Below are 26,258 nucleotides of genomic sequence, written 5' to 3' on the forward strand. Positions count from 1 at the left end.
AAGCTAATTAGTCTTGCACACGTTCAAATACAGTTGCAATGCCTTGGCCTAAACCAATACACATAGTCGCTAAACCATATTTTGCGTTTTTGTCTTCCATTAAGTGAATTAGTGACGTGCTAATACGCGAGCCTGAACAACCCAGTGGGTGGCCAAGAGCGATTGCGCCGCCATTTAGATTCACTTTTTCATCAACCACATCTGCAAGACCCAAGTCTTTTAATACAGGTAATGATTGCGCTGCGAATGCTTCGTTAAGCTCAGCAACGTCGATGTCATCAATAGTGATACCCGCTTGTGCAAGTGCTTTTTTACTTGCTGGTACTGGGCCGTAACCCATGATTGATGGATCGCAACCTGCAACCGCCATTGCTTTAACGCGGGCACGAATTGGCAAGCCTAATGCTTTGGCTTTTTCTTCGCTCATTACTAGCATTGCTGATGCGCCATCAGATAGTGCTGAAGAAGTACCAGCCGTAACTGAGCCAGTGGCCGGGTTAAACACAGGGCGAAGCTGTGATAGGCCTTCAACTGTTGTTTCTGGGCGAATTACTTCGTCATCTTCAACAAGGATTAGTGAGCCATCTGCATCGTGACCTTCCATTGCGAGAATTTCGCGGCGGAAACGCCCTTCAACAGTTGCAGCATGTGCGCGATGGTGTGAGCGATAAGCGAATTCGTCTTGCTGCTCACGGCTAATGCCGTGAAGTGTAGCAAGGTATTCAGCAGTTAAGCCCATTGAACCAGACGCTTGTGCAATTGATGTAGCTAGGCCTGGGTGAAAATCGTTCCCGTGAGTCATAGGTACGTGACCCATGTGCTCAACACCACCAATTAAGTATGTGTCGCCAGCGCCAGTCATAATTGCGCGAGCTGCGTCATGCAATGCTTGCATTGATGAGCCACATAAACGGTTTACTGTAGTTGCCGGTACTGAATGTGGAATACCCGCGAGTAGTGATGCATTACGAGCAACGTTAAAGCCTTGCTCTAATGTTTGCTGTACACAACCCCAATAAATGTCGTCGATTGATGCTGGATCAACCGCTGGGTTGCGTTCTAGTAAGCCCTTCATTAAGTGAGCGCTTAAGTCTTCCGCACGTTTGTGTTTGAATACGCCGCCCTTTGAGCGACCCATTGGTGTGCGGATACAATCTACAATTACTGGATTATTCATGATATTAACCTTCCACCTTATAGAAAACACGGCCTTCTTCAGCCCATTTGCGAGTTTGCTCTGATACTTGGTAAATCGCACCTAGGTGAGCGTATTTGTCTGCTGCTGCAACAAAGTTTGCTAAACCAGTTTGATCTAAGTAACGGAACGCGCCGCCTCTAAATGGAGGGAAACCAACGCCGTATACAAGCGCCATATCAGCTTCTTGTGGAGAAGCAACAATGCCTTCTTGTAAACAAAGAAGTACTTCGTTGATCATTGGAATCATACAACGGTCAATGATTTCTTGCTTATCGAATTCTTTCGGTGCATCAGTAATTGGTGCTAATAGCTCAACTGCTGTTGCATCGCTTGATTTTTTAAGACGACCGCGGCGATCTGTTTCGTATTTGTAGAAGCCCGCTTTGTTTTTCTGACCAAAACGTTTTTCGTTAGCAAATACAGTCACAGGATCTTTTTCTGCACGCGCCATGCGCTCAGGGAAACCGTCAGCCATTACGCCTGTACAGTGGTAAGCCGTATCAATACCTACAACATCAAGTAGGTAAGCCGGACCCATAGGCCAGCCAAATACGTTTTCCATTACTTTATCTACTTTTGCAAAGTTAGCGCCTTCAACAACTAATTTGCTAAAGCCTGCAAAGTAAGGGAATAAAACACGGTTTACAAAAAAGCCAGGGCAATCGTTTACAACGATAGGAGACTTGCCAAGTTTAAGGGCGTAATCAACCACTGCATTAATAGTTTTATCTGAGGTTTTTGCACCACGGATAATTTCTACTAATGGCATTTTGGGCACTGGGTTAAAGAAGTGCATACCGCAGAAGTTTTCAGGTTTATCAAGCGCTTCTGCTAATAGATCAATACATATAGTCGATGTGTTTGAGGTAAGAACCGTGCCTTCTGGCATGTTCTTTTCAAGATCAGCTAATACCGCTTGCTTAACTTTAGGATTTTCTACAACGGCTTCAACAATAATGTTAGCGTCTTGTAGGTCTGCGTCGTTAAGTGTCGGTTTGATTTTGCTCAGCGTCGCCAACATTTTTTCCATTGGCATGTGGCCGCGCTTCACTTTTGCGCCTAATAGCTTAGATGCTTCACCCATACCTAAATCAAGTGCATCTTGTTGGATGTCTTTCATTATAATAGGCGTGCCTTTATACGCAGATTGGTAAGCGATACCGCCACCCATGATACCTGCGCCTAATACAGCGGCTTGTTTAATTTCTACATCGCTGTGCTTAGCAAGTTTACGTGCTTTACCTTTGATGAACTGGTCATTTAAGAAAATGCCAGTTTGCGCTGCTGCTTCGTTAGTACGTGCAAGTTTTGCAAAGTTAGCATTTTCGATTGCCATTGCTTCATCGCGCGTGCAATTTGCAGCTGCTTTAATAGTACGTACAGCCATAACCGGAGCAGGATAGTGGCCTTTGGTTTTACCCATTACCATACCTTCGGCCATTGCGAAGCTCATGCCTTGCTCCACACGGTTTAATTTAAGCGGTTGTAGCTTAACGTTGCGCTTTGCTTGCCAATCTAACTTTCCAGAGATAGCAAGTTCAAGTGTTGAAATACTTGACTCTAAAAGTTTGTCAGCACTAACTACTGAGTCAACGGCACCCACTTTAAGGGCATCTGCTGCACGATTTTCTGAACCTGAAGTGATCCAAAGCATGGCATTATCCGCGCCCACGATGCGTGGTAAACGCACTGTGCCACCAAAACCAGGCATGATGCCCAATTTAACTTCTGGCAAGCCAATTTTTGCGGCAGTACTGGCAACACGATAATCGGTAGCAAGTACCCACTCACAACCGCCACCAAGCGCTAAGCCGTTTATTGCGCTTAGTGTTGGGAATGGTAAATCTTCTAAAGCGTCAAAAACATCAGTGGCATCTTTGATCCACGTTACTAATTCAGCTTCTGGTTTAGTAAACGTTGGTAAAAATTCGAAAATGTCGGCGCCAATAATAAAGTGGTCTTTATCACTGGTAAAAATCATGCCTTTGATATCTTTGTTTGCTGCTAATTCTTTTAATGCAGAGGCGCAATCTTTCAAGGTTTGCTGAGACAAAGTGTTTACAGAACCTGCAACACAAAATTTGAACTCGGCGATATTATCCTTGATGAAAGCAACTTCAAAGGAATCGCTCTTATATAACATTATTATTCTCCCTAGTTAGTGAACTAAGACTGGTACGATGAGTTTGCATTTCAATCAGTGTGCTTGCTTTAAATAAAAAATGCAACGAAAAATTTACTATGCTCTGTTACTACTGGTTAAAATATAGCTGGTTTGATGCTAAGGTGTAGGCGAAGTTTTTAGCTGAATTTATATTTTTATTTTTGAGTACTTTTAATTCTAAAGGTCATCATGAAAAAACAATTATTAGGTTGGACGGCAGCTGCATTATTTCTCCCTTTTCTTTCTGCCGAAGCCAATGACGAACACAGCGCTTTTTTAAGCGCAGAGAAACAAGCTCGCTCAAGTAACTACAACAAATTTAAAGAGGCGGTGGGTGTACTCGACCACCCTTTAAAACCTTATGTTGAAAAGACATATTGGCAACGACATCCCAGTATTAAGCACCAAACTGAAATAGAAAATTACTTAACCATTTATCAAAACACACCGCTTGAATGGCCTGTACGCAAGGCATGGCTAAAGTATTTGAGCAAATCTAACCGTAAAGCCACTTTTATAAATAATTATAAGAAGACCAGCAATAACGAATTAACGTGTACGTATTTGCAATATCAGCTTGATTTAGGCGCACCAGAAAAGGCGATCTTAAATCAAGTAAGTGATTTGTGGGTTGTAGGTAAGTCACAACCCAAAGAGTGCGACTCGTTATTTAGTTTATGGCGTAAAAAAGGTTATTTAAGTCAAGACCGTGTTTGGCAAAGGGTTACTTTAGCTGCGCAAGGTGGAGACAGAAACCTGTTGCCTTATTTAAAGACTTTACTGCCTAAAAAAGAGCAATACTTAGCTGATCTTTATCATAAAGTGAGAAGTGACCCAAGCGCATCTGCTGGGCTTTATCGTTATAAAAATAAAACAGTTAAAGAGGGCGAAATTGCGCACTATGGTGTAAAGCGCCTAATCTGGCGTGATAGAGACTTAGCACTCAAAGCGTGGGAAAAGCTTGATAAGATGTTTGATTACTCGGATGAGCAAAAAGCAGATGTTTATTATACGTTTGCTTTGTCTTTAGCGTCGAGTGGCCATCAGCAAGCACGGTTTTGGTTAAATAAAGTACCTAAAGAACGCCAAGATAGAAAGCTGATGCAATGGCAACTAGGTAATATGCTTAAAACACAAGATTGGTCAGGTATTGTTGCGTTTTTCACAGGTAAAGAAAATTTAAGCCTTGGCCAGCAATATTGGCTCGCGTATAGCTTAGAGCAGCGTGGTGATGTAGATCGTGCAAAGGCGATTTGGCAAACCGTGGCCAAAGAACGTGACTACTATGGTTTTTTAGCTGCAGCCAGATTAAATATACCTGTGCAACTAAATACAATACCTTTGCAGGTGAGTGATGCGTTGGTCACTGAAGTGGCTGAAGCGCCGGGCTTTAAACGTGCAAAAGCATTTTATGAGTTAAAACGCTTTACGTCTGCGCGTCGAGAGTGGAATTATTTAACAAGTACTTCTAGTGAAAAAGAGAAGTTAGCGGCATCAAAACTTGCGGCAGAGCTTGATTGGTACGACAGCACTATTTATACCTTAGCGCAAATAAAAGCATGGGATTATGTCGAGCTGCGGTTTCCATTTGCGTTTCAAGACTTATTTGAACGTTACAGCAAACGCAACCGCATAGATGTTACTTGGAGCATTGCAATTTCACGAAGAGAAAGCTCATTTGCGCCCGATGCACGATCACATGCTAATGCGCGTGGTTTAATGCAATTATTACCAAGTACAGCTAAATATGTGAATAAAAGCACAGTATCAAGTCGGCGCTTAAACCACCCACAAACGAATATTCGTTTAGGCACTGAATACTTGGGATATTTAAAAAAGAAAAATAAGGGTAACGAAGTACTCGCAACAGCATCCTATAATGCAGGTTACCACCGCATTAAACGATGGATACCTGATGACGCAATGCCAGCAGAGCTGTGGGTAGAGCTTATTCCGTATCGTGAAACACGTAACTACGTAAAAAATGTATTTGCTTATCGTCAGGTGTATCACACTCGCATGGGCCGTGACGGGAATTTACTCGCGCCAATATTAGATATGAAAATGGGTGGTTAATTGTAATACACTCCAGCACAGCAGCTGCTTAACGCACCTTTAGGTAGTTTGGGTATAAATGAGTCTATGGTAGACTCTCGCACAAGTTAAATTTAACAAGATGGGTTTACTATGGATAAATTAGCCGTTTCTTACGCCGAACATATTGCAACACTGCAACAGCGTACGCGTACTATTATTGATCGTGAAGGTTTAGAAGGTTTAGTGATCCATTCAGGGCAAGCTAAACGTCAGTTTTTAGACGATATGTATTATCCGTTTAAAGTTAACCCGCATTTTAAAGCGTGGTTACCTGTAATCGACAATCCACATTGCTGGATTGTTGTTAATGGTAGCGACAAGCCAAAGCTTATTTTTTATCGTCCAGTTGATTTTTGGCATAAAGTACCTGATGAACCACGTGATTTTTGGGCTGATTATTTTGATATTGAGTTGCTACTTAAGCCTGATCAGGTTGAAAAGCTCCTGCCATACGATAAAGAAAAGTATGCTTACATAGGCGAATACTTAGAAGTAGCGCAAGCACTGGGTTTTAGTATTATTAACCCTGAGCCAGTATTAAACTACTTCCATTATCATCGCGCATATAAAACGCAGTACGAGCTTGAGTGTTTACGCCAAGCTAACCGAATTGCGGTAGATGGCCATAAAGCAGCGCGAGATACCTTCTTTGCTGGTGGCTCTGAGTTTGATATACAGCAAGCTTACTTGATGGCAACACGCCAAAGTGAAAACGAAATGCCGTATGGCAACATTGTTGCACTAAACGATAACTGCGCTATTTTACATTACACGCACTTTGACCCTGTAGTGCCTAAAGAACATAAATCATTTTTAATTGATGCAGGTGCTAACTTTAACGGCTATGCCGCAGATATTACCCGTACGTATGATTTTAAAAAATCAGGTGAGTTTGCTGATTTAGTGAATGTTATGACTGAGCACCAAGTTGCCCTTGGTAATGCTTTAAAGCCAGGCCTACTGTATGGCGAGTTACATCTTGATTGCCACCAGCGTGTAGCGCAAGTGCTCAGTGATTTTAATATTGTGAAGCTACCTGCAGCAGAAATTGTAGAGCGCGGTATTACTTCAACATTCTTCCCACATGGGCTTGGCCACCACCTTGGTTTACAAGTACATGATATGGGCGGCTTTATGGCTGACGAAAGCGGGGCACATCAAGCGCCACCAGAAGGGCATCCGTTCTTACGTTGCACTCGCTTGATTGAGAAAAACCAAGTGTTCACCATCGAGCCTGGCCTGTACTTTATTGATTCGTTATTAGGTGATTTAGCGCAAACGGAAAACAAACAGTTTATTAACTGGGAAAAAGTTGAGACGTTTAAGCCATTTGGCGGTATTCGTATCGAAGATAACATCATCGTACACGAAGACAGCTTAGAGAATATGACGCGCGATTTACACTTAGCTTAAGTGATAAATCAGCGATAGAAGGGGCCTTTTGGCCCCCTTTTTTTGGTTGAATATTGGGTTAAATAAAGTATGTCAGAATATAAATACCCCGCAGCCGATGTATTTCATCAAGAAGAAATAAAAAAAAGCACCTTTATTGTGCATATTGCCCACACCCCGGATTTAGCTGCAGCAAAAACATTTATAAAAAGCATTGAAGAAAAGTACGCCGATGCACGGCATAACTGTTGGGCTCATGTAGCAGGTAACCCTGGAGGCAGTCATGTGTATGGTTTTTCAGACGATGGTGAGCCAAATGGTACCGCTGGTAAGCCAATGCTTAATGTTTTAGTTGGTTCTGGTTTAGGTGAAGTAACGGCGGTCGTTACCCGTTATTTTGGCGGTATAAAGTTAGGGACAGGCGGATTGGTGCGTGCCTATGGTGGTTCACTGAATAATGCCTTGGCGCAGCTTAACACTGTAGTGAAAGTACCCAGTGTAGAAGTTATCGGTTTTAGTGATTACAGTATTCAAGGTGCTATTGAGCAATTATTAAAAACAAAATATCAGGTACTTGATATCGAAAAACAATTTACTGCTAATATTGAATGGGTTATTACTATAGATAGCCGTGAAGCTGCGCAAGCGATTAAAGATATTTATGATTTGAGCCATGGCGCGGTTGAGTTAAAGATCAAAGAGTAAGACAATAACAATAGTTAATAACGATACCTTAAAATAAAAGCGATGGCTCAATGCAATTTCGTACCATAATAAAAATCCTCGGCCAACTTGTCGTACTTTTCAGTATAACAATGGTGCCTCCTGCGGTTGTATCGCTTATTTACAAAGATGGTGGCGGTGTTCCTTTCGTCTTAGCGTTTATTTTCAGTGTTGTTATTGGCTTAATGGCTTATTACCCAAATAGGCAAGAGGATGGAGATTTAAAGGCACGCGAAGGCTTTTTAATTGTTGTCTTGTTTTGGCTGGTACTAGGTGCGTTCGCTTCCATTCCTCTTATTTTTCTCAGTGAACCTAATTTGTCGTTAGCTGATGCGGTTTTTGAAGCCTTTTCAGGACTTACAACCACAGGGGCGACCGTATTAACGGGGATTGAGTATTTACCTAAATCGGTATTGTTTTATCGCCAACAGCTACAATGGCTTGGCGGTATGGGGATCATTGTATTAGCGGTGGCTGTGCTGCCAATGCTTGGAGTTGGTGGCATGCAGCTCTATCGAGCAGAAACCCCTGGGCCGGTAAAAGACTCTAAAATGACGCCGCGTATAGCAGATACGGCAAAGCACCTTTGGTATATTTATGTATTTTTGACAGCCAGTTGTTCAGTGGCTTACTGGACTGCGGGTATGGATTGGTTTGATGCTATTTGCCATGCATTTTCAACCATCGCGATAGGAGGCTTTTCAACGTACGATGCATCTATTGGGCATTTTGATAGCCCGTTGATTAACTTTATTTGCGTTGTCTTTCTGATCATCGCTGCAATCAACTTTACTTTGCACTATGCAGCTGTTTCAAGTCGGAATATTGCTGTATATATTCGCGACCCTGAGTTTAAAGTGTTTTTGTTTATCCAACTTGCGCTGGTGGTTATTTGTTTTACCGTTTTATCATCAAATAACATTTATGCTGACGGTGACGAAACGTTAGATCAGGCTCTATTTCAAGCGGTATCGATGAGTACCACTGCAGGCTTTGCAACTGATAACTTTTCAGCTTGGCCTTTGTTTTTACCTATATTATTAATCTTCTCAAGCTTTATTGGTGGGTGTGCAGGCTCTACAGGTGGTGGTATGAAAGTTGTTCGGGTTTTCTTGCTATACTTACAAGGCGTACGAGAGCTGAACCGCCTTGTACATCCACGTGCAATCTATTCTATAAAGTTAGGTAGAAAAGCATTACCCGATAAAGTTGTTGAAGCCGTGTGGGGGTTCTTCTCTGCTTATGCGCTTGTGTTTGTTATCATCATGCTAGCCTTGATGGGCACAGGGATGGATAATATCACTGCTTTCTCAGCCACTGCTGCGTGTTTAAATAACCTGGGCCCAGGTTTAGGGGAAGTGGCAAGTCATTATGGCGCGGTGAGTGATACGGCAAAATGGTTACTTACGCTGGCAATGGTATTTGGTCGGTTAGAGATTTTTACCTTGCTGGTACTATTTACGCCTACGTTTTGGCGTGGCTAGCGCAGCCTTTAAGCTATATGTTTATCACTATTCATATAGGCAATTAATATTTAAAATGGTCAAAGGGAATGCCAGAAACAAAGCAATTACATAATTTAGAAAAACTTGCGTTTATAACCGCAGGTACCTTAGTTGATATTGAAGTACTTACGCCTACTAAGAGTAAACGTCTGAAAACAGAGTTTGTTGGGTTACTCAACGACCATTTTGTTGTGCTGAATTGGCCATCTCCACGGCGGTTAGGCAATGCAGGCGAGTACCTTAAAGACGGTACGGTTATTATTGTGCGTGCTGTGCTTGAGAGTGGCGGTGGGCAGGTAATTGCGTTTCGCCAGAAAGTTATGTCTGTAGCCTCTCACCCTAAACGACTCATCTTTTTACACTTTCCAGATCAAGTTCAATTATTTAGTTTGCGATCTCAAACCCGTATACCCACGTTATTGCCTGCAACAATTCAGCTAAGCGATGAACACAAATTGAAAGGAGTCATAAAAGACGTATCAATCACCGGGGTAATGTTTGCCCTTAAAAGTGAAGACGACCTAAGCAAACTCAAAGACACTCCTTGCAAAATATTGCTCGATGAAATAGATAACGAAGTGAATGAGTTTTCAGGGCAGATTTGCAGTGTTCGCAGTATAGCCGATGACACTCTATTGGGTATTCAACTGATAGTGAGTGAAGATGAAATGGACAAATTTATGAAAGACCATTTAATCGACTTGTCTATTTTAGAGCCCTTAATATAAAAAGCGCTTTAGCCTTCGCTATTTAACGCAGTAGCGAGGGAGTTATTTTACATAAGTAGTATTATTGGTAGTTTATGGGAATAACTATATGGCACAGTAAACCGCAGCAGTTAATTGGTAGCGCTTAGGCGATTTAAATTTACAGTCAATGATTAAAGTAACCTGAACTCTGGATAATAAATGTATCTCCAGCGGCTACTTTAAGCGCTAACTGCGTTGAATTTACTTGCAATAGGCCAGCTATTGACGCATAAATTCGCCTTGTTACCCCTGAAAGTCTCCGGCTGGAGACTTATAAAAAAATTATTATTTAACATCAGTATATTAGTACATCTCTTAACCAGAGTTCAGGTTAAAGTAACAACTGTGCTCCATCTATAAACAGCAAATAGCAGCGATTTACGTTTATTAGATTCGCCTTATTTCGCTTATTTGCAACAAATTCAGTTTTCTTCAAATAATACCCCAACAGCAATAGGAAAAATGTTTGCTTTTATTTAAAAGTAATTATAAATCAATGTATTAAATTGTTTTTTATTTTTAAAAATATTCTCCCCAAAAAGCTGTTCAGCATAGGTTTATCCCTTTTTAACAAAAACAAACACTAATAATGGTGTTTAGAGTGGCTTTGTGTCTTTTTTATTAATCTTAACTTTTTGATTTTTATAGTATTAAATTTCGCGCCATTACGCGTGTTGCTAAAAAGCAACAAAAAAATACTGTTTTAATATCTGTTTTGTTTAAAAATAAGTTTAAGTTGTTGTTTTTATTTGTTTTATCAAGGTTGGCATTGAAGTTGTAATACTTAGTTCGAACGAAACGAAAACGTGATTAAGTATTTAATCGCAACGTACATAAACTTTGAAGGAAGATTGATTATGAACACATTAAACAAAACATTAGCACTTATTGCCCTTGCTTCTTCTTCAGCAGCCTTTGCTGCAACTGATTTCGATACGCTTGATGTAGATGGTAATGGCGCGATCAGTCAAAGCGAAGCATCAGTTGACGCTGCATTAATGAGCCAGTTCAAAACGCTTGATACTGATGGTAACGGCGAGTTATCAAAAGAAGAATTCTCAAAGGCTTAATAGAGCCGCAAGGATGTTAGAAAAGGATTTTCGGTTTTTAAATTAACGCAATATTCAGAGATTGAAGGAATTTTATTATGAACACATTAAACAAAACATTAGCTCTTATCGCCCTTGCTTCTTCTTCAGCAGCCTTTGCAGCTAGCGATTTCGATACGCTTGACGTAGACGGTAATGGCGCAATCAGTCAAAGCGAAGCATCAGTTGACGCTGAATTAATGAGTCAGTTCAAAACGCTTGATACTGATGGTAACGGCGAGTTATCGAAAGAAGAATTCTCAAAGGCTTAATAGAGCCACAAGGATGTTAGAAAAGGATTTTCGGTTTTCAAATTAACGCAATATTCAGAGATTGAAGGAATTTTATTATGAACACATTAAACAAAACATTAGCACTTATCGCACTAGCATCTTCATCAGCAGCTTTTGCTGCAACTGATTTCGATACGCTTGACGTAGACGGTAATGGCGCGATCAGTCAAAGCGAAGCATCAGTTGATGCAAAATTAATGAGCCAATTTGCTGAGTTAGACACTGATGGCAATGGCGAGCTTTCTAAAGAAGAGTTCAAAAGCGCCTAATGACAATTTACTCAAAGGCTTTAGCGTAATAATTCTGAGTTGCCAAAGACAACCTAAATAGGCAAGGAGCCTATGACAAAGAAGCGCAAGGATATAGAGCCTAAAGCTAGTTCAATAAACAATGAAGGAATATATAGATGAAAAAATTTACTAAAACATTAGCCCTAATCGCACTTGCATCTTCATCAGCAGCGTTTGCAATGACAGATTTTGATACCTTAGACGTTGATGGTAATGGTGTAATAAGCCAAAGCGAAGCAGCGGTTGATGCAACGTTATCAAGCCAATTCAACGAGCTTGATAAAGATGGCAATGGTGAACTTTCTAAACAAGAGTTTTCAGAAGCTTAATGTGAATTTTTACGCACAATGGATCTTTGAAAAGGACTTCTTACCTTTATTTGATTAGGAAACAAATTATGAAACATATTAATACAGCACTTGCTATTATCGCCCTTGCTACTTCATCTGCAGCATTTGCTGCTGTGAGCTTTGACACATTCGATACTAATGGCGATGGCGCTATTAGCCAAAAAGAAGCCTCTGTGAATGCACAGCTTGTTGAGATTTTTTCGGCTTTAGATACTGACCAAAATGGTGAGCTTTCAAAAGAAGAGTTCTCCAAAGTACAGTAATACTGTTTGGTAAAGAAAATACGTTAATTTCACTTCATATACGTTAAAGCAGCTTTGCCTTTGAAATAGGCAAGCTGCTTTTTTATGTTTATAAATTATAGTTAAACTGCAATGCAAACTTTCTGGGGTTGCCATAACGGTATTGATTATAAAAACCGATTTGGTTGTAGTAGGTTTTATCAAATAAATTATCAATATTTACACTAACAGACATTTGTGAGTTTATTTGATAACTACTCATAAGGCTTGCGATTCCATAACTTGATTGTTCTACTTCAACTTGACCGTGAACAGGATTTTTTACTTCATCATAGCTACGGCTCTGCCAGCGATAGCCTGCACCAATTTTTAAACCTTCTAAGATGTTGTTTAATTTGTAAGTCGTGAATAACTTAAATTGGTTTTTTGGGTTGGTCGTATTGAGAATATCACCTTCAGGTGTCTCACCTTCGCTGTAAGTGTAACCAAAGTAGCCATCCCACTGGTCACTCAAGGTGCCATTAAGTTCAAACTCAAAACCTTGGGTAACTGTGCCATTGATAGGTTGGTAAATTGCTTGGAGAGTATCAGGGATTGTTTCACCAGTGTATTCCCCCACATTGTCTTGCTGAATTTCAAACCCCGATAGTGCAATATCTAAACGCTCATCCAATAACGAGGCCTTGATACCCAACTCATAATTTTGACCTTGAATTGGGTCAAGATAATTGCCATTTTTATCGACCCGACTTTGTGGGGTAAATATATCGGTGTGGTTAGCATAAAGTGCCCAATTATCTGCCAAGCTATAAGTGGCACCTAAATAATTGGTCAGTTCGTTATCTAATTCATAATCATGTTCACGACCAAAGTTGTCTTGATTTGTTTGCCACTGATTTAACCGGCTGCCTAAAATCAATGAGAATGAATTTGTTAAATTAAGTTGTGAGGCAAAGTACAAAGCATTTTGCTCTGTTGTGCCATAAGAGCCATATGCGGCTGTGGTTTGCCAAGTTGGTTTTGCGTAGTCATAGTTTGGGGCTGTAAAGTCTCCGATGATTTCTGCGTCTTCTTGACCTGGGAAGTAGGGCGTTGCAAAATTTTGCTCTTGGCTATTATAACCAAACATGATTTGGTGACTTTGCTCTAACCAGTTAAATCTACCGGTAAGCTCTATCTCATAAGTACGCTGAATTCGTTTGGCATCGATAAAATTTAATGAGCCTGGTGTCATACCTATATTAGTATGTGCGTCTGGGTGTCCTGTAGCCCAAAACACATCGTATTCTAGATCGTTGTTACCATATATATAGCTAGCACTAAGTTGCCAGTTGGCATTAAAGTCATGATCAATACGAATAAAACTATTTAGTGCATTTGTTGTTGAAGAGGACCAGTTCGTTGCTGTTGATGTTTCTCTATCATAGTTAGTACGCGAACCATCGCTATAAAAAATAGGCAAACCGCCAGACATCGTGCCTTTAGGTGTGGTTTTTTGATTATCAATAGCAACGGTTAGCAGTGTGTTATCGGTTAAATCAGCCTCAATAATACCGTATAACGTGGTTTTATCTTGAGAAAACCTGTCCTGATATGAGTGCTGATCCTGATATGCAATAACCGCACGAGCACGTACTGTCTCATTATTATTTAAGCTACCTGATGCATCAACAACACCGCGATAATTTTGCCATGAGCCTACAGAGGCTGAAATGTTGATTTGCTGAGTTGCGGTAGGGCGCTTTCGTATTAAGTTAATTGCTGCGGATGGATTACCTGCACCGAGCATTAAGCCTGTTGCGCCGCGCACAATTTCTACGCGCTCATAAATAGCCGTATCAGTGAGGTTATCGCCATAGTTAAAGCGAGTATCATAGGTGGTGGCAATACCGTCATATAAAATGCTGGTCACACTAATGCCGCGAGCTGATATAGAAAACTTACCATTATCAGCCTCTCTAGCGTTAATGCCTGTCACGCTGGTTATGGCGTCAATAGTACTAGTAAGTTGTTGATCAGCCATAAACTCACTTGTTACAGCAACAACAGATTGCGGCGTTTTTAAATGAGATAAATCAAGGCCTGTTGCAGAGTTCATAGAGTCAACTTTATAGCCGCTGTGCTTTACGCCGACAACGGTTAGTTTCTCAATATCATTATGTGCTTTTGCTGCAACTGATTGAGAGAACGTCGAAAATAAAATACCAATGACGCTGCAGTACGTAAGGGAGAGTGGTGTTTTTAATAGAGGGTGTAACATCTGAAGAAGTCCATTTTTATAGATTGATGATATGGAATTAGTTATCCATACAAGAAAGCCTGTCTAAAAATAAGGCACAAGGAGGGTAATAGATTTAATTGTTTTTGTAAATGATATTGAGATTGATTTCTATTTGCCTTTTGAGTGCATCCCACAAAAGGCAAAAAATGTTTACAAGAAAATAGCGCTGACTTGGAATAGCTTCTCAACAAAATGAATATGCTTTTTGTCGATTAAAAACATGATCACATGGTCGCCAGAATGAATGATGGTATCGTCGTGGGCAATGAGTACATCGTCGTTTCGTACAATGGCACCAATGGTAGTACCTGCGGGGAGTTTGATGTCTGCAATAGCTCGGCCAACAACTTTTGAAGTGTGTTCGTCACCATGGGCTACCGCTTCAATTGCTTCTGCAGCACCTTTACGCAGTGAATAAACATTAACAATGTCACCACGGCGTACATGAGTAAGCAATGCTGAAATTGTGGCTTGCTGCGGCGATATTGCAATGTCTATTTCGCCACCTTGTACTAAATCAACATAAGCGCCACGCTGTATTAGCACCATGGTTTTTTGTGCCCCCATGCGTTTTGCTAACATGGCAGACATTATGTTTGCTTCATCATCGTTTGTTACAGCGATAAACACGTCAACCTGTTCAATGTGCTCTTCAGAGAGGAGCTCTTGATCTGATGCATCGCCGCAAAATACAACGGTATTGTCGAGTAGTTCAGATAACTGCTCGGCGCGTTCTTTACTGCGTTCAAGTAATTTTACACTGTGGTTTTTCTCAAGCGATCGGGCAAGTCCTGCACCAATGTTACCACCACCTGCGATCATGATTTTTTTGTATGAACGTTCAAGCTTTTGCAGTTCGTTCATTACCGCGCGAATATGTTTAGTTGCGGCAAGGAAGAACACTTCATCGTCGGCTTCAATGACGGTGGTGCCTAATGGTTTTATGGCTTTACCTTGACGATAAATAGCCGCTACACGCGTCTCAACATTGGGAATGTGTTCTTTGAGAGCTGAAAGTGCATAACCGACGAGTAAACCACCGTAGTACGCTTTTACTGCCACTAAGGACAGCATGCCATCGCCAAACTGTAATACCTGTAACGCACCAGGGTAATCAATTAAGCGGCGAATATACTTAGTCACCAATTGTTCAGGCGCAATATAGTGATCAACGGGTAAATCGTCGTTTTGAAATAGTTTTTCACGGTACTTAAGATATTGCTCAGAACGAATACGGGCAATTTTAGTGGGCGTATTAAAAATACTGTAAGCCACTTGGCAGGCAACCATATTGACTTCGTCTGAGCTGGTTACTGCAATGATCATATCGGCGTCTTCGGCACCGGCCCTGCGTAATACATCGGGGTGTGCGCTGTGGCCAGTAACACCTTGTAGGTCGTACTTGTCTTGTAACTCACGTAAGCGGTTGCCATCGATATCAACAACCGTTATTTCGTTTTGTTCACCTACTAAGTTTTCAGCGAGTGTGCCGCCTACTTGCCCGGCGCCGAGTATGATTATTTTCATTATTTATCTTATGACTGTTTTTTTACAAGCTTGGCATAATAAAACCCATCACTTTCGCCTGGCAGTAATTGTAAGCCTGGGTTTGTGGTGGTGTCGTTATCATGCAAAGGTATATGCTCAACATCAGTGTTACTTGCTAGAAATTTAGCAACTTGTTGTTGATTCTCAAGTGGTAATACTGAGCAGGTTGCATAAATTAATGTGCCGCCTGGTTTTAGTAAAGGCCAGATGCTATCTAAAATATCACCCTGTAGCGCAGCCAAGTCATTAATATCTGACGCGCGACGTAGCCATTTTATATCTGGGTGACGACGAATAACGCCAGTCGCAGAGCAAGGAACATCCAGTAAAATGCGGTCAAATTGCTGCTCATCCCACCAAGTATGGGGTTGCGATGCGTCTGCACATTGTAAGTCTGCACCTAAACCGATACGGGTTAAGTTTTGCTTTACGCGTTCAAGGCGGGTTGCATCGCTATCAAGGGCAAGTACATCGGCGTCGGCGAGCTCTAAAATGTGGCAGGTTTTACCGCCAGGCGCTGCACAAGCATCAAGTATATGCTCATCATCTTTAGGGTCTAACAAGCGCGCAGCTAATTGCGCTGCCGCATCTTGTACTGAGCAAGCGCCAGTATCAAATTCAGGCAGCGAGAACACATCGCGTGGTTTATCTAGTTTAATACCATCAACAAAGTCAGGGTTTACTGTGTGTTCAATATCATTCGCGCTGAGCATTTCACTGTATTGAGCGGTGCTGTACTGCGCTTGATTGACACGTAACCACATAGGAGCTTGTAGCTGGTTGGCCTCTAAAATTTGTTCCCATTGCTCAGGGTAGGCTTCTTTTACCTGTTTAATAAACCAGTTTGGATGGTTGTATAAACACACCGGAATTTGTTTGGCTTTTTCTTCAAGCTCACTCTGCTGGCGTTGAAAACTACGTAAAATAGCGTTGATCAGGCCTTTTAAACCAAGCGCTCGAAGTTGTGCTAAAGCATTCACCGTTTCACTGATCGCAGCATGTGGGGGAACCCGCATATGTTGTAGTTGGTAAATGCCCACATACAACAAAAATTGGAATATACGGCGTTTACCTTTAAGCGGTTGCTCAACCAAATGCTGGCAATAATTCTCTAAACTCGGCAGATAACGTAACACGCCATAGCAAATCTGCTGCAATAAGGCTTTATCTTTAGGCGATAAGCCTTGGCTTGCAAAAGGGAGCTCTTGGTTTAGAGATGCGCCTTTATCGACTACGTTATATAAAGTTTCTGCGGCAAGCGCACGTACGTTTGGAACATTACTCATTATTTTCGCCTAAGACGCTGCCTGGAGTAACCCAGTCACTGCGGCCGTTTAAAAAGTCTGTAACAGCCATTGGTTTTTTACCTTGTGGCTGTAATTGGGTTATTTTTAGCGCGTGTGTGCCACAAGCGACTACAATACCGTGTTTGTCACTGTGTAAAATAGTGCCTGGAGTGCCTTGTTGCTCAACCACATCGGCTTGATAAATCTTTACTGTGTTCTCGCCCATTTTTGTAAAGCAGACAGGCCAAGGGTTGAATGCACGAATATTACGCTCAATTTGTGTAGCATCCATAGACCAATCAATATTAGCTTCGTCTTTTGATAGCTTTTTCGCGTAATTGGCTAATTCGTCATCTTGTACTTGTGCAGTAAGCTCGCCGTTGGCTAGCTTTGCTATCGTCTCGATAAGTGCTGTTGGGCCTAACTCTGCGAGTTTAGTATACAAGCTTGCGCTGGTTTCAGTAGCATCAATAGGGCAGCGGCTAATGTGCAGCATATCACCGGTATCTAGCCCTTCGTCCATTTGCATTATGGTTACGCCAGTTTCATCGTCGCCCGCCCAAATAGCGCGCTGAATCGGTGCCGCACCACGCCAGCGTGGCAAAATTGAACCATGCACATTTAAACAACCTAGGCGTGGAGCCTCTAAAATTGCTTTTGGCAGTAATAGCCCATACGCAACGACAATCATGATATCTGCATTTAAGCTGCTTAATTCAGCTAATGCATCGTCACTTTTTAATGACGCAGGTTGAAAGACAGGTAAGTCATTGGCTAAAGCAAGCTCTTTAACCTCGCTGGCTTTTAGTTTTTTACCGCGTCCCGCTGGGCGGTCTGGCTGACTATAAACACCAACAATTTGATGTTCAGAATCAATAAGAGCTTGTAAATGGCGCGCAGCAAAGTCCGGCGTACCAGCAAAAATAATGCGTAGTGGTTTTGTCACTGAGTTTTCCTAAGGTGCTTATTACTGTGCTGCAAATTTAGCTTCTTTTTCAAGCTTTTTACGAATACGTTGACGCTTTAATGGTGATAAGTAATCAATAAATAATTTGCCTTTAAGGTGATCCAGCTCATGCTGAATACAAATCGCCAAAAGCTCATCGGCATCTAGGCTATATTCTTCACCTTTTTCATTAAGTGCGCTAACCGTTACGGTTTCTGCGCGATCTACTTTTGCGTAAGAATGCGGCACAGATAAACAGCCTTCTTCACTTACTGTTGCGCCATCTTGTTTGGTAATAACAGGGTTAATTAAAACCAATGGTTCGTTGCGTTCTTCTGATACGTCGATCACCACAATACGTCGATGAATATCAACTTGTGTGGCGGCAAGGCCAATGCCATTTTCGTCATACATTGTTTCTAGCATGTCTTTAACTATTTGACGAACTTCGTCGTCAACGCTTGCTACGTCTTTAGCGACAGTACGTAAACGCTCATCTGGAAATCTTAAAACTTCTAACCTAGCCATAGTAACCTTTTCACTTGTGCATAATATAGGGTATTGTATGCTCTTATTTTAGCCATTCGCGTTCACCTTTAACAGGTTTTGGTTAATAATAATGAAAAAACACCACAAGGAAGCCCAATGAAATACCCGTTTTTAGCCGCTGCGCTGATATTAAGCTCTGCATTTTCATCTCATGCAGATGTTTTATCAATTAAAAAAGATGCGCCTAAACAATATGTTGTAAAAAAAGGTGACACATTGTGGGATATTTCGGGTATCTATTTGAGCGAACCTTGGTTGTGGCCAGAACTGTGGCAAATGAACCCACAAATTAATAACCCGCACTTAATTTATCCCGGTGATGCACTCTCTCTAATTTATGATGAGCATGGAAATCCACGATTAGTTATTAACACCGGCTATAAAAAGCTTTCTCCGCAGGGACGTATAACGCCTAAAGGTAAAAATGCGATTCCTACATTGCCGCTAGCACTACTTCGTCCTTACTTAACCTATGAACAAGCGATTAGTGGTGAACAAATTGCTGATTTACCTTACATTTTAGGCGCGAACGAGAATACTAAAATGAATACTTTAGGTCACATCGTTTACGTTAAAGGTAATCTTAACAAGCATGAAAGTTATGCCATTTACCGAAAAGGCAAACCATATAAAGATATTGATAGCGATAATGTGCTTGCTTATAAATCTGTATTAGTCGGTGTAGGCCGTGCATTTAGAGCAGGTAATTTAGAAAATGGCGTACCTGCTTCAGTGAAAGTAGAAAGCGTTAAACAAGAAATTAGAGCTACAGACTTTTTATTACCAGCAATGGAAGGGCAAACTCTTCCTGCATTCTTTAATATGAAGCGCCCAGAGCAACCCATTGAGGGAAATATAATTTCTGCGGTAACTGAGCTGAGAGAATTTAGCACGATGGATATAGTAGTGCTAAACTTGGGGTCAGAGCAGCAGATTAAAGCAGGCCATATTTTAGATATAGAGCGTCAGTCGCCAACTGTTTTTGATGGTCGAAATGGCCCTCGATACAAAGAAGACTCGAATAGCCTTGAAAAGCTAATAACAAATACTAGCGAGTTTTTGGGTGTCGAAGCAGATGAAGACGCGACTGTATGGCATATGCCTAAAGAAAAAGTCGGTGAGCTAATGGTGTTTAAAGTATACGACAAAGTTAGCTATGCCTTAATAGTGAAAAACCAGCACCCAATCCGAGTCGGTGATTTTGCAGTAATAAATTAAGCAGGTTTGAGTGCTCTAAGGAGAGAGCATGGAACAGTCATACGGCAAGCTAACGCATTGGCTTGCTTTTTATTTATGCAAAGGTCTAGGAGTTAAAACGTTATTGGCACTCGCTGAAAAAGTGCCATTAGAAAACCTCGTTGATTTATCTTATCAGCAACTACTTAAATCAGGTCTTAACCAGCAAGTCGCTACAAATCTGGTGGCAACGGATTGGCAACTTGTTGAGCACTACGAAAAACTAATATTAGCTTCCGACATTAATGTTATTAGTTATTTTGATTCGCGTTATCCGCCATTGTTAAAACAAATTGCCAGTGCCCCATTATTACTATTTTGTCGTGGTGACTTGGCGCTTTTAACCAGTCCACAAATAGCCATCGTCGGCAGCCGAAATGCAACGCCCATCGGGCTCGAAATAGCCGCTCAATTTGCACATCAGCTTAGCGAAGCTAATTTAACTGTTACATCAGGTATGGCGCTTGGTATTGACGGCGCAGCTCACAAAGGCGCACTCGCCGGAACGGGAAACACCATTGCAGTATTAGGCACTGGTGTGGATGTTTACTACCCTAAACGGCATAAGCTTTTAACAGACCAAGTGTTAAATAGTGGCTTACTAGTCAGTGAGTTTTTACCAGGAACAGCAGCCAATGCTAATAATTTTCCGCGCCGTAATCGCATTATATCTGGATTATCCTTAGGGGTTTTGATTGTGGAGGCTGAGATTAAAAGTGGCTCGTTAATTACCGTTCGATATGCGCTTGAGCAAAATAAAGAGGTGTTTGCAGTACCTGGCTCTATTAAAAATCCACTATCACAAGCGAGCCACTTTTTAATAAAGCAGGGGGCTAAGTTAGTCGAAAATGTTAGTGATATTTTAGAAGAAGTGAGCTTTTTCAGCGAAAACAGTCTATATAATATAGATGAGCCTGTTGAAAATAAGCCTGAATGCGACGTACTGAAAAGCGTAGGTTTTGAAGTTACACCGGTTGATGTAATTGCTCGACGCTGTCAATGGTCGATTGAGAAAGTACAGACTCGTTTACTTGATTTGGAATTGGATGACAAAGTAGAGCGAGTTTTAGACGGCTATATCAAATTGGGAGGAAGCTAATATGTTCGATATCCTCATGTATTTGTTTGAAAACTATATTCATAGTGAAGCAGAAGTCTTTGTTGAGCAAAATGAGCTCACCGATGAGCTATTGCGCGCAGGCTTTAATAAACCCGAAATATTCAAAGCCCTTGATTGGCTTGAGCAACTCGCAGACCTACAACACAGTGATGAAGTTCCTTATCTAAATGCTTACCCACAACACGCTGTGCGTATTTTTACTGACAGTGAGTGTCAGATGCTTAGTACACAATGTCGTGGCTTTCTAATGTTTGTAGAGCAAATAGGTGTAATCAATAATGAAACCCGAGAAATGGTGATGGATCGGTTATTTGCTTTAGACAAACCATACATTGGCCTAGATGACTTGAAATGGGTTGTGTTGATGGTGCTCTTTAATGTGCCAGGCTCTGAGCTTGCTTATTCGCAAATGGAAGATCTTATTTTTGATGAGCCAGCAGAGGTATTACATTAACTTGTATCTTTAATTAGTTTGGGTATATTAGGCGAAAATTAGCTAATCGCTTTGGAACCACATGAGTAAAATAGATCATTCGCTTTTCTCTGCTAATCAGCATGCCCTCGAAAAAGAATACGAAATTTGCCCTCAATGTGGTTCTGAATTAGTGATACGCAACAGTAAAAGCGGGCCTTTCCTAGGTTGTGCAAGCTACCCTAAATGTGATTTTATTCGGCCTCTAGCTCAACATGATACTCAGCAAATTAAAGTACTTGATGATAGTCCGTGTCCAGAATGTGGCAATCCGCTGGTGGTTAAAAATGGCCGTTACGGTATGTTTATTGGCTGTACCGGTTACCCAGAGTGCCATTACATTGTTCACGATGAAAAAGAGCCCGATGCTGAAGTGTTACCCGCTTGCCCTAAATGCAAAAAAGGGCAGTTAGTTGCGCGTAGTAATAAATTTGGTAAAACTTTTTATTGCTGTGATAGTTACCCAAGCTGTAAATACACCCTTAATTTTAAACCTATTGAGCATACTTGCCCCGAGTGTCAGTGGCCAGTCATGATGCAAAAGCAAATGACTAACAGTGTTGTGTTACAATGCCCACAGAAAAGTTGCTCGCATAAAATCACTGTCAGCGAGTAAAACGCTTAACTTTTATTGTATTTGGAGATTTGTGTGACAGATCCAATCCCTTCACCTTTAACTGTTGTTGATGCATTAAAACAAGGTGGTGTAATTGTTTACCCAACTGAAGCTGTATTTGGTTTAGGTTGCGACCCCGATAACCAACAAGCCGTAGCAAGCTTATTAGCAATTAAACAGCGTCCAGTCGAGAAAGGGCTGATTTTAATTGCCGATAATTACGGTCAACTTTTAAAGTATGTTGATGATGCAAAAATCCCAATGGATAAGCGAGCTGATATTTTCTCTAGCTGGCCCGGTGCGATTACTTGGGTTATGCCTGCAGCTAAAAATACACCTAAATGGTTAACCGGGCAGTTTGATACTATTGCTGTACGTGTAACTAATCACCCTACAGTAAAACGCTTGTGCCAAGAGCTAGGTAAGCCTTTGGTTTCAACCAGTGCTAACTTGTCTGGTCAAGATACGGTTACCAGTATAGCAATGGCTAAAAGTGAGTTTGCTGAACAGGTTGCTTATTATGTTGATGAACCGCTTGGCGGCAATACACAACCTAGCACTATTAAAGACGTAATGACCGGCAAAGTATTTAGAGGATAAGCAATGCACAGTAACCTACTCGAACAAGTAAAAACTTATTTAATGGCATTGCAAGACAGCATTTGCCAAGGCTTAGAACAAGCTGATGGTAGCGCCAAATTTGTTGAAGATAGCTGGCAGCGAGCTGAAGGTGGCGGTGGTCGCACTCGGGTTATTCGTGATGGCCATGTTATTGAGCAAGGCGGAGTTAACTACTCGCATGTATTTGGCGCTTCTATGCCAGCTTCTGCGACAGCGCATCGCCCTGAGCTTGCTGGGCGTAGTTTTCACGCTTGTGGTGTGTCATTAGTTATTCATCCTAAAAACCCACACATTCCTACGAGCCATGCCAATGTGCGCTTTTTTATCGCCGAAAAAGAAGGTGAACAACCTATTTGGTGGTTTGGTGGTGGCTTTGACTTAACACCATTTTACCCCGTGTTTGATGATGTTAAGCATTGGCACCAAGTTGCTAGCGATCTCTGTGCACCGTTTGGCGATGACGTATACCCGAAATATAAAAAATGGTGTGATGAGTATTTTTATATTAAGCATCGCGACGAAACCCGGGGTGTTGGTGGTTTATTCTTTGATGACTTGAACGAGCAAGGGTTTGAAAAGAGCTTTGCCTTTATGCAAGCGGTTGGTAATGGCTTTCTCGATGCTTATTTACCGATTGTGGAGCGTCGTAAAAACGACGAGTACACTCAGCAACAGCGCGATTTCCAATTGTATCGTCGGGGTCGGTATGTTGAGTTTAATCTTGTCTGGGACAGAGGAACCTTGTTTGGCTTACAAACAGGAGGCCGAACTGAGTCCATTTTAATGTCGATGCCGCCTTTAGCCCGCTGGGAATATAATTATAAACCTACAGCTAACAGCGCTGAAGCGAAGTTATACCAATATTATTTACGTCCTCAAGGTTGGTTAAATAGTCAACCAAGTGAGCTGATAGCAAGAGAATGGCAGTTATAAGAATTACACGGTAATTAAAAAGGCGCTAATTAGCGCCTTTTTGTATGAGAGCTAAATAACCTGAACTCTGGATAATAAATCTATCTCCAGCGGCTACTTTCAACGCTAACTGCGTTGAATTTACTTGCAATAGGCTAGCTATTGACGCGTAAATTCGCCTTGTTATCGCTAAAAGTCTCCGGCTGGAGACTAATAAATATATTTGTGATTTAATATCAATACATTAGTACATCTCTTAACCAGAGTTCAGGTTAAATAAAAGTTTAATGCTGGTTAATCATGTGGCTGGCTAATTGCGCTAAAGATTTACGCAGCCCTTCACGCAGTAATGGGTTATCAATTTCAGCATCCAATGCTTTATTCATACAATGCATCCATTGATCGCGTAAGTCCTGATCAATCGGGAATGGCATATGGCGCTTTCGTAGCATCGGATGGCCGTGCTTTTCTACAAACAAGTCTGGGCCGCCTAACCAACCTGATAAAAACTCAAAAAATACTTGGCGTATACGGTCTAATGGTTGAGGATGCATATCATATAACGGTTTGGCGTATTCATCGCTCGCCATTATATCGTAGAATCTATCAGACAGAGCACGTGCTCCTTGTTCACCGCCCATCATTTGGTATGGTGTTTTTTCTGGCGTGGGGGCTTGTTGTGGCTCTGCTGGTTTCGATTTTGAGAAAAGTCGTCTAATCATAATTTTATCATCGTTAATTAACAGTGTTTACTGTGCAAAGAGGTTGCTTGAACATGGACAAATATGCGGTTTTTGGAAACCCAATCGAACACTCAAAATCACCCGCTATACATACGCAATTTGCAACCTCACTAGGTGAACAAATTGATTACCGCGCAATATTAGCACCGATTGACGGCTTTAAAAAATCAGTGACTGACTTTTTTGCTCAAGGTGGTAAGGGGGCTAATGTGACTATGCCATTTAAAGAACAAGCATTTGAGTTGGTCGACGAGCGGACTGAGCTGGCAACCATTGTTGGCGCCGTAAATACCATTAAGTTACTTGATGATGGCCGCTTACTTGGTGACAACACCGATGGCGTTGGGTTTGTAAATGACTTATTGGCAAACAAAGTTGCTATAAAAGATAAACGAATACTGTTAATTGGTGCTGGTGGCGCTGCCCGTGGCGTGGTATTACCGCTTTTAGCTCAGCAGCCCAGTGAAATTATTATCGTTAATCGCACTAGCGAAAAAGCAAAAGCGCTTGCTAAATTATTTGCACAATACGGCCAAATAAAAGGGTATGGTTTTGATGATTTGCCAGTAAGTGATTACTCGCTAATTATAAACTCAACATCTAGCAGCATGCTTGGTGAACTACCTGCGCTTGATATAAAGCATCTTAGTGGCTGTGATTGTGCTTATGATATGTTCTATTCGCATAAAAACACCTTATTTATGCAGTGGGCGCAAGAGAATAAAGCAGATATTTCAGTTTTAGATGGCAGTGGTATGTTAGTTGGTCAAGCCGCACAAGCATTTTATGTGTGGCGAAATAAAATGCCAGAGATATTACCCGTAGTTAGTGCATTAAAAGCAGGGGAGCTTAAATGAACCAAGCAATTCAATTTATAGATAGAGTCGAATTTGATGAGCAAACTCAGCTATTAACCTTTTATGCGCAAGTTAGCGGGCTTATGGTTGAGTGTATTGTAAACGCCCAAAACCTAGCTATTTCTGATATTGACGAAGCTAAGCAGCACTTTGAAATGCTGCGCTTTGATTATGAAGAGCTTGCTGAGCAACTCATCGAAGATGAAGAATATAACTCAGCAGGTCAGATTGAGATTAAGGCGATAACTTAGCCTTCAGCGAGGTATTCGTCTTTAAGCTCAACATAGTTATTTGCAGAGACTTTTAAAAAGCTAAGTTCTTGCTCTGTTAAAGGACGAGCTTGCTTAACGGGGCTACCAACATAAAGATACCCAGACTCTAAACGTTTATTTGGCGGCACTAATGAACCACCGCCAATAATTACATCATCTTCTACAATAGCATTATCCATAACAATAGCACCCATACCAACTAAGATACGATTGCCTAAACGACACCCGTGTAACATTACTTTATGGCCAACTGTAACATCGTCACCAATTATGAGAGGGTAACCGTCTGGATTGCTTTTACTTGAGCGAGTTAAATGCAACACACTACCATCTTGTATATTAGTACGTTCACCAATGCGTATATAGTTAACATCTCCCCGAGCCGCCACTAATGGCCAAACACTGCTGTGGTCACCCAATGTGATATTACCTACTAATACTGCTGATTCATCTATATAGACAGATTGATTAAAAGTAGGAGTAATTCCTTTATAAGAGCGGATAGTCATAGAACACCTAATAAAATAAAAGCTATTAAAGCTGATGATAGCAGTAGAGCTTATAAAATGGCCAGTCCAGATCGGTTTTGGTTACTAAACTAGCGGTTTTAACGTGTTTCGGTCGTAATTCGAGCGAACAGTACTTTATTTCAAGTTTTCTTTAAAAAACGCTTGCGTAAAAATCTGTTCTCCCTATAATGCGACCCCA

At 41.3% G+C, this 26,258-nt stretch carries 27 protein-coding genes; 18 read left to right on the forward strand and 9 right to left on the reverse strand.

Going from position 1 to position 26,258, the window contains the following annotated elements:
* Positions 1 to 7 precede the first annotated feature (7 nt).
* Complete coding sequence (fadA, locus tag ACHUE3_RS18945) at positions 8 to 1,177, reverse strand: acetyl-CoA C-acyltransferase FadA (protein ID WP_394193862.1); 1,170 nt, start codon at positions 1,175 to 1,177, stop codon at positions 8 to 10.
* 4 nt (positions 1,178 to 1,181) lie between these two features.
* Positions 1,182 to 3,341, reverse strand: coding sequence for a fatty acid oxidation complex subunit alpha FadB (fadB, locus tag ACHUE3_RS18950; protein WP_394193863.1), 2,160 nt, complete (start codon positions 3,339 to 3,341; stop codon positions 1,182 to 1,184).
* Between the two features lie 210 nt (positions 3,342 to 3,551).
* On the opposite strand from fadB, the gene ACHUE3_RS18955 reads away from it, so the two are divergent.
* From ACHUE3_RS18955 to ACHUE3_RS19000, 10 genes are all read left to right on the forward strand, one after another.
* Complete coding sequence (locus ACHUE3_RS18955) at positions 3,552 to 5,438, forward strand: transglycosylase SLT domain-containing protein (protein WP_394193864.1); 1,887 nt, start codon at positions 3,552 to 3,554, stop codon at positions 5,436 to 5,438.
* A gap of 111 nt (positions 5,439 to 5,549) precedes the next feature.
* A complete protein-coding gene (gene pepQ / locus ACHUE3_RS18960; protein ID WP_394193865.1) occupies positions 5,550 to 6,872 on the forward strand; it encodes a Xaa-Pro dipeptidase in 1,323 nt (440 codons plus the stop codon).
* Positions 6,873 to 6,941: 69 nt separating this feature from the next.
* Positions 6,942 to 7,556: a YigZ family protein gene (locus ACHUE3_RS18965; RefSeq protein ID WP_394193866.1), complete on the forward strand. Its 615-nt coding sequence runs from the start codon at positions 6,942 to 6,944 to the stop codon at positions 7,554 to 7,556.
* Positions 7,557 to 7,606: 50 nt separating this feature from the next.
* Complete coding sequence (locus tag ACHUE3_RS18970) at positions 7,607 to 9,058, forward strand: TrkH family potassium uptake protein (RefSeq protein ID WP_394193867.1); 1,452 nt, start codon at positions 7,607 to 7,609, stop codon at positions 9,056 to 9,058.
* 68 nt (positions 9,059 to 9,126) lie between these two features.
* Entirely contained in the window at positions 9,127 to 9,807 is a 681-nt protein-coding gene (locus tag ACHUE3_RS18975; protein ID WP_394193868.1) for a flagellar brake domain-containing protein, read from the forward strand.
* Positions 9,808 to 10,685: 878 nt separating this feature from the next.
* Positions 10,686 to 10,898 (forward strand): EF-hand domain-containing protein, encoded by a 213-nt coding sequence (locus tag ACHUE3_RS18980; protein WP_099297184.1) that lies wholly within the window; start codon positions 10,686 to 10,688, stop codon positions 10,896 to 10,898.
* A 77-nt stretch (positions 10,899 to 10,975) separates the two neighbouring features.
* Positions 10,976 to 11,188 (forward strand): EF-hand domain-containing protein, encoded by a 213-nt coding sequence (locus ACHUE3_RS18985; RefSeq protein WP_394193869.1) that lies wholly within the window; start codon positions 10,976 to 10,978, stop codon positions 11,186 to 11,188.
* A gap of 77 nt (positions 11,189 to 11,265) precedes the next feature.
* Positions 11,266 to 11,478 (forward strand): EF-hand domain-containing protein, encoded by a 213-nt coding sequence (locus ACHUE3_RS18990; protein WP_394193870.1) that lies wholly within the window; start codon positions 11,266 to 11,268, stop codon positions 11,476 to 11,478.
* A 137-nt stretch (positions 11,479 to 11,615) separates the two neighbouring features.
* Positions 11,616 to 11,828 (forward strand): EF-hand domain-containing protein, encoded by a 213-nt coding sequence (locus ACHUE3_RS18995; protein ID WP_394193871.1) that lies wholly within the window; start codon positions 11,616 to 11,618, stop codon positions 11,826 to 11,828.
* Positions 11,829 to 11,896: 68 nt separating this feature from the next.
* Positions 11,897 to 12,112 (forward strand): EF-hand domain-containing protein, encoded by a 216-nt coding sequence (locus tag ACHUE3_RS19000; protein WP_394193872.1) that lies wholly within the window; start codon positions 11,897 to 11,899, stop codon positions 12,110 to 12,112.
* 88 nt (positions 12,113 to 12,200) lie between these two features.
* Here ACHUE3_RS19000 and ACHUE3_RS19005 read toward each other — a convergent pair whose 3' ends face one another.
* From ACHUE3_RS19005 to def, 5 genes are all read right to left on the reverse strand, one after another.
* On the reverse strand, positions 12,201 to 14,351 hold the full coding sequence (locus tag ACHUE3_RS19005; protein WP_394193873.1) for a TonB-dependent siderophore receptor: 2,151 nt from the start codon (positions 14,349 to 14,351) through the stop codon (positions 12,201 to 12,203).
* 171 nt (positions 14,352 to 14,522) lie between these two features.
* Positions 14,523 to 15,899: a Trk system potassium transporter TrkA gene (trkA, locus tag ACHUE3_RS19010; RefSeq protein ID WP_099297192.1), complete on the reverse strand. Its 1,377-nt coding sequence runs from the start codon at positions 15,897 to 15,899 to the stop codon at positions 14,523 to 14,525.
* A gap of 8 nt (positions 15,900 to 15,907) precedes the next feature.
* The gene (gene rsmB, locus ACHUE3_RS19015) at positions 15,908 to 17,206 is read right to left on the reverse strand and encodes a 16S rRNA (cytosine(967)-C(5))-methyltransferase RsmB (RefSeq protein ID WP_394193874.1); all 1,299 of its coding nucleotides are present in this window, start codon (positions 17,204 to 17,206) and stop codon (positions 15,908 to 15,910) included.
* The gene (gene fmt / locus ACHUE3_RS19020; protein WP_394193875.1) at positions 17,199 to 18,152 is read right to left on the reverse strand and encodes a methionyl-tRNA formyltransferase; all 954 of its coding nucleotides are present in this window, start codon (positions 18,150 to 18,152) and stop codon (positions 17,199 to 17,201) included. The genes rsmB and fmt overlap by 8 nt, the downstream gene beginning before the upstream one ends.
* Positions 18,153 to 18,173: 21 nt before the next feature.
* Positions 18,174 to 18,680: a peptide deformylase gene (def, locus tag ACHUE3_RS19025; protein ID WP_099297198.1), complete on the reverse strand. Its 507-nt coding sequence runs from the start codon at positions 18,678 to 18,680 to the stop codon at positions 18,174 to 18,176.
* 117 nt (positions 18,681 to 18,797) lie between these two features.
* Between def and ACHUE3_RS19030 the strand changes: the two genes are divergently transcribed.
* The 6 genes from ACHUE3_RS19030 to hemF all read left to right on the forward strand — a co-directional run bounded on the left by ACHUE3_RS19030 (position 18,798) and on the right by hemF (position 23,699).
* On the forward strand, positions 18,798 to 19,919 hold the full coding sequence (locus ACHUE3_RS19030; RefSeq protein WP_394193876.1) for a LysM peptidoglycan-binding domain-containing protein: 1,122 nt from the start codon (positions 18,798 to 18,800) through the stop codon (positions 19,917 to 19,919).
* Between the two features lie 28 nt (positions 19,920 to 19,947).
* On the forward strand, positions 19,948 to 21,036 hold the full coding sequence (gene dprA, locus ACHUE3_RS19035; protein WP_394193877.1) for a DNA-processing protein DprA: 1,089 nt from the start codon (positions 19,948 to 19,950) through the stop codon (positions 21,034 to 21,036).
* Between the two features lies 1 nt (position 21,037).
* Positions 21,038 to 21,511 (forward strand): DUF494 family protein, encoded by a 474-nt coding sequence (locus ACHUE3_RS19040; protein WP_394193878.1) that lies wholly within the window; start codon positions 21,038 to 21,040, stop codon positions 21,509 to 21,511.
* A gap of 61 nt (positions 21,512 to 21,572) precedes the next feature.
* Entirely contained in the window at positions 21,573 to 22,145 is a 573-nt protein-coding gene (locus ACHUE3_RS19045; RefSeq protein WP_394193879.1) for a DNA topoisomerase family protein, read from the forward strand.
* A gap of 33 nt (positions 22,146 to 22,178) precedes the next feature.
* Complete coding sequence (gene tsaC / locus ACHUE3_RS19050) at positions 22,179 to 22,745, forward strand: L-threonylcarbamoyladenylate synthase type 1 TsaC (RefSeq protein WP_394193880.1); 567 nt, start codon at positions 22,179 to 22,181, stop codon at positions 22,743 to 22,745.
* A gap of 3 nt (positions 22,746 to 22,748) precedes the next feature.
* A complete protein-coding gene (gene hemF, locus ACHUE3_RS19055) occupies positions 22,749 to 23,699 on the forward strand; it encodes an oxygen-dependent coproporphyrinogen oxidase (RefSeq protein WP_394193881.1) in 951 nt (316 codons plus the stop codon).
* Between the two features lie 263 nt (positions 23,700 to 23,962).
* Here hemF and ACHUE3_RS19060 read toward each other — a convergent pair whose 3' ends face one another.
* Positions 23,963 to 24,400 (reverse strand): group II truncated hemoglobin, encoded by a 438-nt coding sequence (locus ACHUE3_RS19060; RefSeq protein WP_064668289.1) that lies wholly within the window; start codon positions 24,398 to 24,400, stop codon positions 23,963 to 23,965.
* Positions 24,401 to 24,453: 53 nt separating this feature from the next.
* Between ACHUE3_RS19060 and aroE the strand changes: the two genes are divergently transcribed.
* Positions 24,454 to 25,278, forward strand: a complete 825-nt coding sequence (aroE, locus tag ACHUE3_RS19065; protein WP_394193882.1) for a shikimate dehydrogenase — start codon at positions 24,454 to 24,456, stop codon at positions 25,276 to 25,278.
* The gene (locus ACHUE3_RS19070; protein ID WP_394193883.1) at positions 25,275 to 25,529 is read left to right on the forward strand and encodes a DUF1488 family protein; all 255 of its coding nucleotides are present in this window, start codon (positions 25,275 to 25,277) and stop codon (positions 25,527 to 25,529) included. Before aroE ends, ACHUE3_RS19070 begins: the two co-directional genes overlap by 4 nt.
* Here ACHUE3_RS19070 and ACHUE3_RS19075 read toward each other — a convergent pair.
* The gene (locus ACHUE3_RS19075) at positions 25,526 to 26,059 is read right to left on the reverse strand and encodes a gamma carbonic anhydrase family protein (RefSeq protein WP_394193884.1); all 534 of its coding nucleotides are present in this window, start codon (positions 26,057 to 26,059) and stop codon (positions 25,526 to 25,528) included. The two genes, ACHUE3_RS19070 and ACHUE3_RS19075, sit on opposite strands and share 4 nt — an antisense overlap.
* Positions 26,060 to 26,258: the final 199 nt, after the last annotated feature.

Origin of the sequence: Pseudoalteromonas atlantica (genome assembly GCF_043641955.1) — a bacterium.
In the GTDB taxonomy this organism is placed as follows: Bacteria; Pseudomonadota; Gammaproteobacteria; order Enterobacterales; family Alteromonadaceae; genus Pseudoalteromonas; species Pseudoalteromonas atlantica_A.